The organism is Mesorhizobium sp. P2_A8 (assembly GCF_056404935.1).
The window spans coordinates 279601-293468 of the sequence record NZ_JBFUDB010000011.1; the positions used below are offsets into that span (position 1 = coordinate 279601).

At 64.6% G+C, this 13868-nt stretch carries 14 protein-coding genes; 9 read left to right on the forward strand and 5 right to left on the reverse strand.

Going from position 1 to position 13868, the window contains the following annotated elements; all coding sequences use genetic code 11:
• The first annotated feature begins 9 nt into the window (after positions 1-9).
• Positions 10-828: a helix-turn-helix transcriptional regulator gene (locus tag AC1D10_RS30705; protein ID WP_477278553.1), complete on the forward strand. Its 819-nt coding sequence runs from the start codon at positions 10-12 to the stop codon at positions 826-828.
• A 71-nt stretch (positions 829-899) separates the two neighbouring features.
• Here the strand turns inward: AC1D10_RS30705 and AC1D10_RS30710 are convergent, their stop codons facing one another.
• Positions 900-2231 (reverse strand): APC family permease, encoded by a 1332-nt coding sequence (locus AC1D10_RS30710; protein WP_477278554.1) that lies wholly within the window; start codon positions 2229-2231, stop codon positions 900-902.
• Between the two features lie 412 nt (positions 2232-2643).
• Between AC1D10_RS30710 and AC1D10_RS30715 the strand changes: the two genes are divergently transcribed.
• From AC1D10_RS30715 to AC1D10_RS30745, 7 genes are all read left to right on the forward strand, one after another.
• Positions 2644-2898 (forward strand): hypothetical protein, encoded by a 255-nt coding sequence (locus AC1D10_RS30715; protein WP_477278555.1) that lies wholly within the window; start codon positions 2644-2646, stop codon positions 2896-2898.
• Between the two features lie 248 nt (positions 2899-3146).
• Positions 3147-4031, forward strand: coding sequence for a helix-turn-helix domain-containing protein (locus AC1D10_RS30720; RefSeq protein ID WP_477278556.1), 885 nt, complete (start codon positions 3147-3149; stop codon positions 4029-4031).
• A gap of 248 nt (positions 4032-4279) precedes the next feature.
• Complete coding sequence (locus AC1D10_RS30725) at positions 4280-5362, forward strand: ABC transporter substrate-binding protein (RefSeq protein ID WP_477278557.1); 1083 nt, start codon at positions 4280-4282, stop codon at positions 5360-5362.
• Positions 5363-5457: 95 nt separating this feature from the next.
• Positions 5458-6279 carry an ATP-binding cassette domain-containing protein gene (locus AC1D10_RS30730; protein ID WP_477278558.1) on the forward strand — a complete coding sequence of 274 codons (822 nt, stop codon included), beginning with the start codon at positions 5458-5460 and terminating at the stop codon, positions 6277-6279.
• A complete protein-coding gene (locus AC1D10_RS30735) occupies positions 6276-7535 on the forward strand; it encodes a sugar ABC transporter permease (protein ID WP_477278559.1) in 1260 nt (419 codons plus the stop codon). The genes AC1D10_RS30730 and AC1D10_RS30735 overlap by 4 nt, the downstream gene beginning before the upstream one ends.
• A 22-nt stretch (positions 7536-7557) precedes the next feature.
• Positions 7558-8286, forward strand: a complete 729-nt coding sequence (locus tag AC1D10_RS30740; protein ID WP_477278560.1) for an SDR family oxidoreductase — start codon at positions 7558-7560, stop codon at positions 8284-8286.
• A gap of 206 nt (positions 8287-8492) precedes the next feature.
• Positions 8493-10097, forward strand: a complete 1605-nt coding sequence (locus AC1D10_RS30745; RefSeq protein WP_477278652.1) for an FGGY-family carbohydrate kinase — start codon at positions 8493-8495, stop codon at positions 10095-10097.
• Between the two features lie 99 nt (positions 10098-10196).
• Here the strand turns inward: AC1D10_RS30745 and AC1D10_RS30750 are convergent, their stop codons facing one another.
• The 3 genes from AC1D10_RS30750 to AC1D10_RS30760 form a co-directional block, all read right to left on the reverse strand.
• Positions 10197-10538: a hypothetical protein gene (locus AC1D10_RS30750; protein ID WP_477278561.1), complete on the reverse strand. Its 342-nt coding sequence runs from the start codon at positions 10536-10538 to the stop codon at positions 10197-10199.
• Between the two features lie 124 nt (positions 10539-10662).
• Positions 10663-11910 carry a DNA polymerase IV gene (gene dinB / locus AC1D10_RS30755; protein WP_477278562.1) on the reverse strand — a complete coding sequence of 416 codons (1248 nt, stop codon included), beginning with the start codon at positions 11908-11910 and terminating at the stop codon, positions 10663-10665.
• A gap of 80 nt (positions 11911-11990) precedes the next feature.
• Positions 11991-12407: a winged helix-turn-helix transcriptional regulator gene (locus AC1D10_RS30760; protein ID WP_477278563.1), complete on the reverse strand. Its 417-nt coding sequence runs from the start codon at positions 12405-12407 to the stop codon at positions 11991-11993.
• A 155-nt stretch (positions 12408-12562) separates the two neighbouring features.
• Between AC1D10_RS30760 and AC1D10_RS30765 the strand changes: the two genes are divergently transcribed.
• Positions 12563-13150, forward strand: coding sequence for a dihydrofolate reductase family protein (locus AC1D10_RS30765; RefSeq protein ID WP_477278564.1), 588 nt, complete (start codon positions 12563-12565; stop codon positions 13148-13150).
• An 81-nt stretch (positions 13151-13231) separates the two neighbouring features.
• Here the strand turns inward: AC1D10_RS30765 and AC1D10_RS30770 are convergent, their stop codons facing one another.
• The gene (locus tag AC1D10_RS30770) at positions 13232-13702 is read right to left on the reverse strand and encodes a nucleoside deaminase (RefSeq protein ID WP_477278565.1); all 471 of its coding nucleotides are present in this window, start codon (positions 13700-13702) and stop codon (positions 13232-13234) included.
• Positions 13703-13868 lie beyond the last annotated feature (166 nt).

A 13868-nucleotide genomic window follows, 5' to 3' on the forward strand; every position in this document is an offset into this window, starting at 1 on the left:
ACCGTCTCGATGAAGTCCGCAGCCAGACAACCCGGCCCGCATGCGTCCTTCGATGCCTGGAATGCCGGCCTCGGCGCGGCGGCCAACGCGATCGGCTCGCGCGGATTTCCGGATGCGCTGGCGGCGGCGCTGCGCCTGCTTGCCCCCTTCCAGATGATGAACGGCTTTCTCTATTCGCCGGGCGGTCGTGCCTTCGACCTCTACAATGAGAAGATCGTGGCCGCGCGCTCGATCATTGTCGACCGTTATCTCGCAGGCGCCTTTGTGCTGGACCCGTTCTACGATGCGGTTCGAGGCGACGGCACCGAGCGCATGATCGTGATGCGGGAGCTGGCGCCCGACGATTTCCTGCAGAGCGAATATCATCGGCAGCACTACGCCACGACCGAGATCGTCGACGAGATCGGTTTCGTGCTGAAGCTGGAAAGCGGCTTTGCCGGTGTCCTGTCGCTGTCGCGAACTGGTGCGGCGCCGCTTTTTGCCGGGGACGAGCTGGCGTGGCTCAGATCCGGCGCGCCAGTCGTCTGCGCGCTTGCGGCGCGACACTGGTTTCATGTCCCCGGCCTCTCGCTCGACCTCAAGAATGCGGGACCAACGGCGAGGATCGAGCATCCGTTGCTGACCCGGCGCGAGCTTGAAATCGTCACTCTGGTGCTCAAGGGACATTCCAACCTCTCGCTCGCCGCGGTCCTTTCGCTGTCGCCCAACACAGTCAAGGTGCATCGCCGGCAGATCTATTCGAAGCTCGCCATTTCCAGCCAGGCAGAGCTGTTCCGGCTGTTCCTAGAGCATGTCGCACACACAGGTGGCCCAGGTTTGGGACAGTGACATGCATGAAAACAGAGGCTTAAATCGCGTCGCTATGAATCCGATTCAACGCGACGCGCTTTAAGTCTGCCTCATTCGGCGAAGTCCATTTCCGGCGGCGCGACCTGGAAGAAGCTGGTCAGGTAGGCGAGATAGGCGACGCCGACCGCCAGCCAGACGAGGCCGAGGACCTTGGCGTTCTCGTCGAGGTTCCACAGCAGGAAGAGGTCGCAGACCGCCGCCAGCGCCGGAATGACCAGCCCGATCAGCACGCCGAGCGGATGGACCTGCTGGTCGCGCTTCAGATAGAGCGCGATCACCGAGACGTTGACGGCGGTGAAAGCAAGAAAGGCGCCGAAATTGATGAACGAGGTCGAGGTGGTGACGTCCATGGTCAGTGCCGCGAGGCCGACGGCGCCGACAAGGATCAGGTTGAGGATCGGCGTGTGCCATTTCGGATGCAGGTTGCCGAAGAACGAGGTCGGTAGCACGGTGTCGCGCCCCATGGCGTAGAGCAGCCGGCCGACGCTGGCCTGCGCGGCAAGGCCGGAGGTGAATTGGGCGACGACCAGTGTTGCCAGGAAGATGGTGACGAACAGGTCGCCGCCGATCGCCCTGGCGATTTCGGTGGCGGCGGCGTCGACCGAGACGAAGTCCGCGCCTGGATGGGCAAGCTGGGTGATATAGGCCGAGGCGATGAAGATCAGGCCGCCGGCAAGCGCGATGATCAGGATCGCCTTCGGCATGGTGCGGCGCGCGTCCCTGGTCTCCTCGGTCAGGGTCGACACGGCGTCGAAGCCGAGAAACGAATAGGCGGCTATCGCGGCACCCGCGACCGAGGCCGAGAAGGGCACGCCGGTCTTGAAGAAGGGCGTGACCGAGAGCAGGCCGCCAGGGCCGTTCAGCGCCACCACATAACGGGCGGCCAGCACCAGGAAGGCGACGAGCACGCCGAGCTGCACCACCATCAGGATGAAGTTGACGCGGTTGGCAAAGGCGATGCCGACGACATTGACCAGCGTGGTCAGCGCGATGAAGCCGACGATCCACAGCCAGGCCGGAACCGCGGGAAAGGCCGAGGTGAGATAGGCAGCACCGATCAGCCAGATCACCATCGGCAGGAAGAAATAGTCGAGCAGGACCGCCCAGCCGACGAGGAAGCCAACGCTCGGGTTGATCGAGCGGCGGGCATAGGTGTAGGCCGAGCCGGCGACGGGATAGACGCGCGCCATGACGCCGTAGCTGATGGCGGTGAGAAGGATGGCCGCGGCCGCGACGAGATAGGCCATCGCGGTGGTGCCCTGGCTGGTCGCCGCCAGCGCGCCAAAGGTGCCGAAGACGATCATCGGCGTCATGTAGGCCAGGCCGAAGAGCACGACGGACCAGAGTCCGAGCGCGCGGTCGAGTTTGACAGTGTCTTTCATTGTTCCGCCTCCGGGAAGGTTGTGTCCGATGCTTTTTCTGGAGACCAGGGCGGGCTTGAGATCGAACCGTTCCGCGCGGGCTGCCGTTCGCATTTCTTGAAGATGAAGGGAAACATGACTTAGCCGGCGCGCGGCGACCATAACCCCAAAGGGGTATGTGCTGGCGTTGTTGCCAGCGGCGCGAAGCTTCGCCGCCGAAACGCTTCAGGATATCAAGGATCTCAAGCCCGGCGAGTTCACCTGGCATCCGGAACGCCAGAAGAAGGGCCGGTCGCCGTTATCACGTGATGAGGCCTCGTTCGCCAAGCGCCAGATCGCACTCGATGATAGGAGGGTGCCGCTATCCACATGTTAATCATGACGCGGGTTCTGCGTTGTCAGGAACATCGCCCGAACGTATTCGGGAACGCCAATGCGCAACGTCGATTTTTTTCTTGCCGCCAGTCTCGGGCTCGAATGTCTCGTCCTCACGGCCGTTTCTCTGGCGCGGTCAGAAGCCGCCGTTACCTTGTTTCCCAATGTCAGGGTGATCAAGGTGGCGCAATGCTCGCGCCTTCTTCAAAGCTATCATGACGGCAGCAGGACGATGCCGGAATCCGGCCCTGAACGCACTCGCTACGAAGATTGCTACTTTCTGATATGCGGGGGACGCAGAGTGGGCGTGTGACCACCACCCGCCACGCATCCGCGTCAGCCAGCCCAATCGGAAGCGCTGACCCCATCCTGCCCGAATATCGCCTCTCCGCATCCTCTCCCGGTTAAAAAAGTATCATCCGTTGCCCTGAATCGTGGTGGCGCCTACTGTCATGAGCCGGTACCGTGGTCTCGAAATGCAGAGCCGAAACCAATTCGGCCGGTTTAGGGAATGTGGGCCGAACGCGGCGACGATCCGTGCCGGCCCGGGAGGAAACGGACATGGAACCGGACCTGGAAGTTGTCCAGATACGACGCGGTGAGTCCTTCAAGGCGTGGTCGCATGGCTACCCTTTCCACACGGTGCGTTGGCATTTCCATCCCGAATATGAATTGCATCAGGTGATCTTCACCAACGGGCGCTATTTCGTCGGCGACTTCATCGGCGAATTCGAGCCGGGCAATCTGGTGCTGACCGGGCCGAACCTGCCGCACAATTGGGTCAGCGATATCCCGAGGGACAGCTCCATCCCGCTGCGCGGCCGCATCATCCAGTTTTCGGAAAGCTTCATCGGCGACGCCATGCATGTGCTGCCGGAACTGGCGGGGCTCGGGCCGCTGCTCGAGGCATCGCGGCGCGGCGTTTTGTTTTCCAACCGCACCAGCAAGGAGCTGGCGCCGCTGATGGAAGAGATGATGCAGGCGCAAGGCGTGCGCCGCATCGAATTGTTCATGATGATTGCCGGTCTGCTCAGCCGCGCGCAGGAGTTCCAGCTGCTGGCCAGCGCCAGCTACCGGCCCGATCCGTCGGGCTACATGACCGCCGGCATGAACAAGGCGCTCGCCTATATCAGGGAGAACCTGACGCAGCTGTTCGACGAGGCGGATCTCGCGGCTATCGCCGGCCAATCGACCGGCGCCTTCTCGCGCTCGTTTCGCCGCCACACCGGCATGTCGCTGGTGCAGTATGTCAAGCGGCTGCGCATCAACCTCGCCTGCCAGATCCTGATGAGCGACGAGCAGGCCTCGATCACCGACATCTGCTACGAGGTCGGCTTCAACAATCTGTCGAATTTCAACCGGCAGTTCCTGGCCGAGAAGGGCATGCCGCCCTCGCGTTTCAGGCGCCTGCTGGCCGACAACATCAACGCGGGAAAAGCCGCTTAACGGAGGAGCCAGGAAGGAACCAAGGGAGGAAACACAATTCTTCGCATGACAACGTGGCCCGCATGACGCGGTCCGCGATGGAGAGCGCTTGTCCCGAAAATCCTTCGTCAGCGGAGGATGTCGGCGCGGCTTGAAAGGCCGGCGCCGAGCCCTGGTTCCCAATTGCAGTTGGGGCGGGGCGGAGGCGCGTCTTCACAACAGCAGTCAACGACCTTCTTACAACCATATCCAGAAACGGAGAAGACCGAATGACCAGATTTTCAATGAAGTCCGCTGGGAAGTCCGCCGGCATGGCAGCCCTTGCGCTGTCGCTGCTGGCCGGCACCGCCGCGATCACCAGGGCTGCCGAAGTCACCGACGCCACCGTCGCCTTCCTGATGCCCGACCAGGCCTCGACCCGCTACGAACAGCACGACTATCCCGGCTTCGCCGCCGAGATGAAGAAGCTGTGCCCGGGCTGCAAGGTGCTCTACCAGAACGCCGATGCCGACGCCTCGCGCCAGCAGCAGCAGTTCAACTCGGTGATCTCGCAGGGCGCCAAGGCGATCGTGCTCGATCCCGTAGATTCGACCGCCGCCGCCTCGCTGGTCAAACTGGCGCAGAGCCAGGGCATCAAGGTCATCGCCTATGACCGGCCGATCCCGACCGCGCCGGCCGACTTCTATGTCTCGTTCAACAATGAAGGCATCGGCAAGGCGATCGCCGACTCGCTGGTCGAGCATCTGAAGGCGCTGAAGGTCGATCCGGCCACCGGCGGCGTGCTGCAGATCAACGGCTCGCCGACCGACGCGGCGGCAGGCCTGATCAAGAAGGGTATCCATGCAGGCCTCGACAACAGCGGCTACCAGATCCTGGCCGAATACGACACGCCGGAATGGGCGCCGCCGAAGGCGCAGCAATGGGCCGGCGGCCAGATCACTCGCTTCGGCCCGAAGATCCTCGGTGTCGTCGCCGCCAATGACGGCACCGGTGGTGGCGCCATCGCCGCCTTCAAGGCGGCCGGCGTCGATCCGGTGCCGCCGGTGACCGGCAATGACGCGACGATCGCCGCGTTGCAGCTGATCATCGCCGGCGACCAGTACAACACCATCTCCAAGCCGAGCGAGATCGTGGCCGCGGCCGCCGCCAACGTCGCCATCAAGCTGCTTTCGGGCGAAACGCCGAAAGCCGAGATGACGCTGTACGACACGCCCTCGCAGCTGTTCACGCCGGCGGTGGTGACGCAGGAAAACCTGAAGGCCGAGATCATCGACAAGAAGATCAACACCGCGGCCGAACTCTGCGTCGATCGCTACGCGGAAGGCTGCAAGAAGCTGGGCATCGGGGGCTGACCGCGACCCTTGCCCGCTCCGCTGCCTGGCCGCCCACGCGGCGGCCAGGCAGCGCTCACCGCTTTTGAACCGGTTTTTTGAAAGGTGTTCCAGGCATGATCGATACCCCGGACGGACCGGTTCCGACAGGCGAGCTGGTGCTCAGCCTACGCGGCATCTCCAAGAATTTTGGCGCCGTCTCGGCGCTGACCGACATCGATCTCGATGTCCATGCCGGCGAGGTGGTGGCGCTGGTCGGCGACAATGGCGCCGGCAAGTCGACGCTGGTCAAGATTCTCGCCGGCGTGCATCAGCCAAGCACTGGCACCATCAGCTTTCGCGGTAAGCAGGTGACGCTTGCCGACCCCAGTGCGGCACTGACGCTCGGCATCGCCACCGTGTTCCAGGACCTGGCGCTGTGCGAGAACCTCGACATCGTCGCCAACATCTTCCTCGGCCGCGAGCTCAACCCGCTGCGGCTGGACGAGGTGGCGATGGAAGTGCGCGCCTGGACGCTGCTCAACGAGCTGTCGGCACGCATCCCAAGTGTGCGCGAAGTGGTCGCGTCGCTGTCGGGCGGCCAGCGCCAGACGGTGGCGATAGCCCGCTCGCTGCTGCTCGAGCCCAAGCTCATCCTGCTCGACGAACCGACGGCGGCCCTCGGTGTTGCGCAGACAGCGGAAGTGCTCAACCTGATCGAGCGCGTGCGCGACCGCGGCCTCGGCGTTGTCATCATCAGCCACAACATGGAAGACGTGCGCGCCGTCGCCGACCGCATCGTCGTGCTGCGGCTTGGCCGCAACAACGGCATCTTCACGCCCGACGCCTCGAACCAGGAGCTGGTCAGCGCCATCACCGGCGCGTCGAACAATTCGGTGTCGCGGCGCGCCGAGCGCAGGCAAGCACGCCAGGATCAAACCCAGGAGCCACACCCATGAGCCGCGACGTGCAACAGACGGCGCCGGTGCCGCCGCAGCTCGACCGCGCCGATGTGCGCGTCAAGCATGAGGCCGGCTTGAGCGGCGCCATCCGCGCCTTCTTCGACCGGGTGCGCTCGGGCGATCTCGGCTCGCTGCCGGTCATCGTGGGGCTGGTCATCATCTGGACTGTGTTCGCCAGCATCAACCCGATCTTCCTATCGAGCAGCAATCTGGTCAACCTGCTGTTCGATTCCTCGACCGTCGGCGTCATTGCGCTCGGCATCGTCTGCGTGCTGATGGTCGGCGAGATCGACCTGTCGGTCGGTTCGATCAGCGGCTTTGCCTCGGCCCTGGTCGGCACGCTGTGGGTCAACCAGGGTTGGCCGGTGGCGCTCGCCATCCTCGCCGCGATCGCCGTCGGCGGCTTCATCGGCGCGCTCTATGCGCTGCTGTTCAACCGGCTCGGCATGCCGAGCTTCGTCTCGACGCTGGCCGGCCTGCTGGCGGTGCTTGGCCTGCAGCTCTACATCCTCGGCTCGACTGGCTCGATCAACCTACCCTACGGCTCGAACCTGGTGAACTTCGGCCAGCTGCTGGTGATGCCGAAATTCGTGTCGTTCGCTCTGGCGGCGGTGCCGGGCATCGTCATGCTGGTCACCGGCCTGCGCACCGTTGCGCGCCGCCGCGCCGCCAACCTGTCGGCGCCCTCGACCGGCGGTCTCGTGACGCGCGCGGTGGCGATCACGATCGTGATCGAACTCATCGTCTTCTATCTCAACCAGGCGCGCGGTATTCCGTGGATGTTCGGCCTGTTCGTCGGCCTGGTCATCGCCATGCACTACGCGCTGACGCGGACGAAATGGGGCCGCTCGATGTCGGCGGTCGGCGGCAACCGCGAGGCGGCACGGCGCGCCGGCATCAATGTGCGGCTGATCTATTCCAGCGCCTTCGTGCTGTGCTCGATGCTGGCCGCCTTTGGCGGCGTGCTGTCGGCGGCGCGGCTGGCTTCGGCGAGCCAGCAGGCCGGTACGGGCGACGTCAACCTCAACGCCATCGCGGCGGCCGTCATCGGCGGCACAAGCCTGTTCGGCGGCCGCGGCAGCGCCTATTCGGCACTGCTCGGCATCATCGTCATCCAGTCGATCGCCAGCGGATTGACGCTGCTCGATCTGTCTTCGTCGCTTCGGTACATGATCACAGGCGCCGTGCTTGCCATCGCAGTCATCGTCGACTCGCTGGCCCGCCGCTCGCGTGTTTCCCATGGCCGGGCCTGAACCCATCAACAGGAAGAGAAAAATGAGTCAGGAACTGAGCGGAAAAGTTGCGGCCATCACCGGTGCCGCATCGGGCATCGGCCTCGAATGCGCCAGATATATGCTGGCGGCGGGCGCCAGCGTGGTGCTGGTCGACCGCGCCGAGGCGACGCTGAACAGCCTGTGCGCCGAACTCGGCTCCAAGGCGATCCCGCTGGTGATCGACCTGATGCAGCCGGCAAGCGTCGCCACCATGATGCCGCAGATCCTGGAAAAGGCCGGCCAGCTCGACATCTTCCATGCCAATGCCGGTGCCTATGTCGGCGGCGAGGTGCTGACCGGTGATCCCGACGCCTGGGACCGCATGCTGAACCTCAACATCAACGCCGTCTTCCGCTCGATCCACGCGGTGCTGCCGCACATGGTCGAACGTAAGACCGGCGACATCATCGTCACCAGTTCGATCGCCGGGCTGGTTCCGGTGGTCTGGGAGCCGATCTACACCGCGTCCAAGCACGCCGTGCAGGCCTTCGTCCACACGGTGCGCCGGCAGGTGGCGAAACACGGCCTGCGCGTTGGCGCGGTGGCGCCCGGCCCGGTGGTGACGGCGCTGGTCAGCGACTGGCCGAAGGCCAAGCTCGAGGAAGAGCTTGCCGCCGGCGGCCTGATGCAGCCGCGCGAGGTGGCCGAGGCGGTGATGTTTATGCTTACCCGGCCGCGCAACGTCACGATCCGGGATCTGGTGATCCTGCCGCAGAGCAATGATTTGTGAGGGGAGTAGGGCAGTAGGTATTAGGCAGTAGGCAGTAGGCAGTAGGGGAAGATGTAGACACCTTTACTGTCCGACCTCCGGTCGAAAAAAAGCACTTCCTGCGTTCTAGCCTGACTCGCTAATCTTCTACTGCCTACTGCCTACTGCCTACTGCCTACTGCCTACTGCCTACTGCCTACTGCCTACTCCCCTGAACCGAAGGTTCCATTATGCCCCACTACCTCGGCATCGACGTCGGCACCGGCAGCGCGCGGGCCGGGGTGTTTGACCACATGGGAAACCTGCTTGCCTCGGCCAAGCAGGACATCGAGGTCTGGCGCGAGCCCGGCGACATCGTCGAGCAGTCGAGCAACGACATCTGGCGGGCGGTGTGCCGTGCCACTCGCGCCGCCGTGGCCGAAGCCGGCATCGCGCCCGAAGCGATCGCCGGCATCGGCTTCGACGCCACCTGTTCGCTGGTGGTGCTGGGCGAGGGCGGCGTGCCGTTGCCGGTCGGCCCGTCCAACAATCCCGAACGCAACATCATCGTCTGGATGGATCATCGTGCGGTCGAGCAGACGCGCCGCATCAACCGCAGCGGCGAGGCGGTGCTGAACTACGTCGGCGGCGTCATCTCGCCGGAGATGGAAACGCCGAAGCTTTTGTGGCTGGCCGAAAATAGGCCCGACACCTTCAATGCCGCCTGGCAGTTCATGGACCTCGCCGACTTCCTAACCTGGCGGGCGACGGGCAGCCTTGCCCGCTCAGTCTGCACCGTAACCTGCAAATGGACCTATCTGGCGCATGAGAGCCGTTGGGACGAGACCTATTTCCGGACCATCGGGCTCGGCAGCCTGGCCGACGAGGCGTTCACGCGCATCGGCACCGAGATCGTGCCGGCGGGTGCCGCTCTCGGCGGCGGGCTGACCGCGCAAGCGGGGGCGGACCTTGGCCTTGTTCCCGGTACGGCGGTGGCGGCCGGGCTGATCGACGCGCATGCCGGTGGCGTCGGCACGGTCGGTGCGCGCGGCGACTTCGGCAGTGTTTTGTCACGCATGGCCTATGTCTTCGGCACCTCGGCCTGCACCATGTCGTCGACCGCCGAACCCGCCTTCGTCGACGGCGTCTGGGGTCCGTATTTCTCGGCCATGGTGCCGGGCCTATGGCTGAACGAGGGCGGCCAATCGGCGGCGGGCGCGGCCATCGACCATCTGGTGCGCATGCACCCGGCGGCTGGCGAAGCGGCGGCCAAGGCACAGGCCGAGGGCGTCAGCCTCAGCGCCTGGCTCTCGCTGCAGGCGCAAGGCCGTGGGGGTGCTGCTGCGACGCCGGCCCTTGTCGGCGATATCCATGTCGTGCCGGAATTTCTCGGCAACCGCGCGCCGTTCGCCGATCCGGATGCGCGTGCGCTGATTGCCGGGCTCGATCTCGACACCAGCCTCGACAGCCTGGTCGGACTCTATGTCGCCGGCGTCTCTGGGTTGGGCTACGGCGCGCGCCAGATCGTGCGGGCCGAACATGATAAGGGTATTCCCGTCGACACCATCGTGGTCAGCGGCGGCGCCGGGCAAAGCCCGCTGGTGCGCCAGCTGCTGGCCGACACCACAGGCATGGTGGTGGTGGCGTCGATCTCGCCGGAGCCGGTGCTGCTCGGCTCGGCAATGCTGGGCGCCGTCGCCGCCGGGGCTTACCAGGATCTGGTGACAGCCATGGCCGGCATGTCGGAACTTGGCGAAGTCTATCATCCCGACGGTTCTTTGGCCGGCTGGCACGCCAAGCGCTTCGCAGCATTCGAGCTGCTGCAGCAAGCCGGCAAGGCGATCAGGGGTTGATCGACTGTTTGGGGATTCTGCTCTGAGCGGCAGTTCGAGTTGCAACTCGGCATTTTCCTCGAGATGCGAGACCGTGCGCTGAGGCTGTTTGTCGTGGTCTCACTGAACAGACTGGATGAGCCATAGGAGAGCCAGAAGGTTGGCGAGCGAGGCGCAGGCCGGGCCGAAGGTTTTCGTCCGATCATCGATCGTGGTGCCTATGACCGCATCTCCAGCCTGCACAAGGATCATTATCCAGGCGATGGCTTCAAGCCATTCCGTCGAACCTGTAAAAAATGGCACGGCGCTTGCGACCACCAAAGCCACGCTGCGTGCACAACCGTACAGTGTTATTGTCCGGGCGTTGCCGGTCTCGTTCATGGCGGCAGCCAAGGAGAAACCGAGACTGACAACCGCGCTGAGGGCTGTGACTGACGCGCAAACGATGAAGGCTGCGAACATCGGATTCCATGCCTTGTGGCCGCTACCTTACTCGAATAGCCAGGGCGGAAATCAAGTCACTCTTTGCCGCCCTCAGTTATAACTTGCGCGGTCACATGCACGAGTCGAATAGCTTCCGCTGCGCTTACAGCCCCTTCTCCGCCAACTCCCTGAATTCGTCGGGGACCGAGCGTGCCGCCTCCAGCGCCACCGTGCCGTAGCCGACCGCCTGTTTGCCGAAGCGCTCGCGGATCTTGTCGATGGCGCGGTCGGCGCCGAAGCGCGCCAGGCCTTTCCGCGTGCCCGGTCGCCGCTTCTCGTCGGCGAGGCCGAGCGGCAGTTCGAGCTGGAGCTCGGCGCTTTCCTCGAGGTGCGAGACCGAGATCGCCAGCAGCGAGATCGTCCTCTCGTGCGGGTGGTCGGCAAGCACGCCGCGCACCAGGTCGCCGGCGATCTCGGCCAGCATGGTGGTAGCCGAGATCGGCTGGTCGAGCGTGATCGAGCGTGTGACGGCGCTGAGATCGGCAAAGCGCACGCGCACCGTCACCGTGCGGCCGGGCCGCGCCTTGGCGCGCAGCCGACTGGCGACGCGGTCCGCCAGATGCAGCAGAGTGGGCACGATGACCCGCGCCACGGCAGGTTTCTGCCCAAGCGCCGATTGCGCGCCGGCCGAATGCGCCCGGCGCTTGGTCTCCAGTCTGCGCGGGTCGCGGTTCCACGACAGCGCCGACAGCTTTTCGCCGGCGGCGGGACCGAGCAGCCGCGTCAGCGCGCCGCTGTGCGTCCTGGCCAACTGGCCGATGGTCTCAATCCCGATTTCGGCCAGCCGCGCTTTGGTCGCCGGGCCGACGCCCCACATCAGCCCGACCGGCAGGTCGTGCAGGAAGGCGATCTCGGTGCCGGGGTCGACCACCACCAGCCCGTCTGGCTTGGCGACCTGCGATGCGATCTTGGCCAGATGCTTGGTACGCGCCACGCCGATCGAGATCGGCAGGCCGAGTTCGGCCCGCACGCGGCGGCGGATCGTCGTGGCGATCTCTCGCGGCGAGCCGAACAGATGCGTGCAGCCGGAGACGTCTGCAAAGGCCTCGTCGATGGAGATGCGCTCGACCAGCGGAGTAAAATCGTCGAGCACTTTGATCGCCGCGTCGCCCAGCCGCTGGTAGTCGCTGAACTTGCCGCCGACGAAGATCAGCTGCGGGCAGAGCTCGCGCGCCTTGCGCCCCGGCATGCCGCCGCGCACCCCGAAGGCGCGCGCCTCATAGGAGGCGGCGAGCACGACGCCACCGCCCACCGCGATCGGCTTGCCGCGCAGCGACGGGTCGAGCAACTGCTCGACGGAGGCATAGAAGGCGTCGAGATCGGCATGCAGGATGGTGGCTGTCGTTTCCATCCGTCCGCACATCCGAAATTGCTGATAGACGCGAACAAATAGAGAACAAAAGGGGATAATTGTCAAGCCGGCGCGGCCACCTAAACGCTATGCTCCGCTCGCAACGCCGCTTTCATCTGTTCCAGCGCGACCTCGCCGCCGACTGCCAGTTCGTCGGCGGTCCGGGCGAGCTTGTCGTCGGCCTTGCGATGCTTGCTGCCCCAGGCGCCGAGCGTCGCCAGCACGGGCAAAAGGTCGATGCCGGCCTCTGTCAGGCGATAGACCGTCTTCAGCCCATGCGTCGGGTCGTCGCTGCGAGTGAGGATGCCTTCGTCCTGCAGCGTCTGCAGCCGCTCGGCCAGCGTGCGCGAGGAGATGCCTTCGTCGGACTGCAGGAATTCTCGAAAATGCTTTTTTCCAGCAAAGATCAGGTCGCGGATGATGAGCAGTGTCCAGCGGTCGCCGAGCAGTTCGAGCGACAGGTTGATCGGACAGCCGGACTTTCCCTTGGTCGACATCGCTATGGTTCCATTTTTAAATCACTTTACAATTGACATCATTTTTATCTTGCGTCAATGGTTCCAAATGTAAAGTATTCCATGCTGACCATGGCAGCGCGCTTGGCGCAGGCTTTCGCCCGCATCCTTGAGCCGGACAACCGAGGAGAATGACGATGAAAAAGCTGATCCTGCAGATGCAGATGTCGGTCGACGGCTTTGTCGGCGCCGACGACGACCATCACTGGCAGCTGTGGGAATGGGGCGACGGCTGCGCCTGGGACGAGGCGCTGAAGCAGGATTTCAACACCGTCTTCGCCAGCATCGACACCATCCTGCTCAGCCGTAAGATGGCCGAGGAGGGGTATCTCACCCATTGGGGCAAGGCGGCGGAGAAATCTGCGAGCGATCCGTTCTATGCCTTCGCGCAGCGCATCGTCGATGCGCGGAAAGTGGTGCTGAGCGACAGGCTCAAAGCCTCGCGATGGGAGCGCACGACGGTGGCCAGCGGCGACCTGCCGCGCGAAGTCAACGCACTGAAGGCGGGCGAGGGCGGCGACATGGCCGTCTTCGGCGGCGCCGGTTTCGCTTCCGCCCTGATCGCGGCCGGGCTGGTCGACGAGTTCCAACTGTTCGTCAACCCGGCGGTTCTGGGTGCGGGACGGCGGATCTTCGACCAGGGCGGTTTCAAGACCCTGCGCCTGCTCGGCTCGAAGGCCTATGCCTGCGGCATGGTGGTCAACCGCTACGCGCCGGCGGTCTAGGTACCGGATCGACTGGCAGGATGGATTCTGCTGCCTCGTGCCCGGGATCGTTGCAGACGCGACCTTTCCTCAGCCACCGCGTCAGCGCTGCCAGAAATCGCGGTGCGGCTCGTGCAGCTCGTCCTCGATTTCGGGGAAGGGGCCAAAGACCTCGATCTTTTTCTGGCCGGAGCCGAACACGGTACGCGAGGATAGGCTCATCGTCGGATTATCCGGGTGATCTCCGGTCAGCGCCAGGATCTTGGTCTCATCGCCCCCGTAGACCAGCCGCCCGATGTTCGCCCAATACATCGTTCCGGCGCACATCGCGCATGGTTCGAAGGTCGAGACCAGCGTGCATTGCCAGAGAAACTCCGGCTCGTAAGCAGCCGCAGCGCGGCGGGCGAGCTCGGTCTCGGCATGGCGCACGGTGTCGAGATTGCCCTGCCGCATGAGCACGCGATCGTCGGGCCCGACCAGCACGCACCCGAACGGATGATGCCCATGCGCCCTCGCTTCGCGCGCGACGGCGTCGGCGGCGCGGAGGTGGGCGAGCATCTGGTCGCGGGTCATGATCGGTTCCCCTCAACGGCGTGACGTTTGTTTCAGCCGAGCCCGCGCCGAGCGCCGTCGTCGCCCGGATCCCGAGCTGAGATTGCTACCAAAGGACGGCATTGGCAAGACCGAGCCGTCGCTGTGAGCGTCCTGCTGCAAGCTCGGTGTCAGCGCATGCGGCGGG

What these genes read in the sequence shown, in the direction of transcription:
- AC1D10_RS30705 (WP_477278553.1), top strand. Translation starts at nt 10, where the DNA reads ATGAAGTCCGCAGCCAGACAACCCGGCCCGCATGCGTCCTTCGATGCC.
- AC1D10_RS30710 (WP_477278554.1), bottom strand. Translation starts at nt 2,231, where the DNA reads ATGAAAGACACTGTCAAACTCGACCGCGCGCTCGGACTCTGGTCCGTC.
- AC1D10_RS30715 (WP_477278555.1), top strand. Translation starts at nt 2,644, where the DNA reads ATGCGCAACGTCGATTTTTTTCTTGCCGCCAGTCTCGGGCTCGAATGT.
- AC1D10_RS30720 (WP_477278556.1), top strand. Translation starts at nt 3,147, where the DNA reads ATGGAACCGGACCTGGAAGTTGTCCAGATACGACGCGGTGAGTCCTTC.
- AC1D10_RS30725 (WP_477278557.1), top strand. Translation starts at nt 4,280, where the DNA reads ATGACCAGATTTTCAATGAAGTCCGCTGGGAAGTCCGCCGGCATGGCA.
- AC1D10_RS30730 (WP_477278558.1), top strand. Translation starts at nt 5,458, where the DNA reads ATGATCGATACCCCGGACGGACCGGTTCCGACAGGCGAGCTGGTGCTC.
- AC1D10_RS30735 (WP_477278559.1), top strand. Translation starts at nt 6,276, where the DNA reads ATGAGCCGCGACGTGCAACAGACGGCGCCGGTGCCGCCGCAGCTCGAC.
- AC1D10_RS30740 (WP_477278560.1), top strand. Translation starts at nt 7,558, where the DNA reads ATGAGTCAGGAACTGAGCGGAAAAGTTGCGGCCATCACCGGTGCCGCA.
- AC1D10_RS30750 (WP_477278561.1), bottom strand. Translation starts at nt 10,538, where the DNA reads ATGTTCGCAGCCTTCATCGTTTGCGCGTCAGTCACAGCCCTCAGCGCG.
- dinB (WP_477278562.1), bottom strand. Translation starts at nt 11,910, where the DNA reads ATGGAAACGACAGCCACCATCCTGCATGCCGATCTCGACGCCTTCTAT.
- AC1D10_RS30760 (WP_477278563.1), bottom strand. Translation starts at nt 12,407, where the DNA reads ATGTCGACCAAGGGAAAGTCCGGCTGTCCGATCAACCTGTCGCTCGAA.
- AC1D10_RS30765 (WP_477278564.1), top strand. Translation starts at nt 12,563, where the DNA reads ATGAAAAAGCTGATCCTGCAGATGCAGATGTCGGTCGACGGCTTTGTC.
- AC1D10_RS30770 (WP_477278565.1), bottom strand. Translation starts at nt 13,702, where the DNA reads ATGACCCGCGACCAGATGCTCGCCCACCTCCGCGCCGCCGACGCCGTC.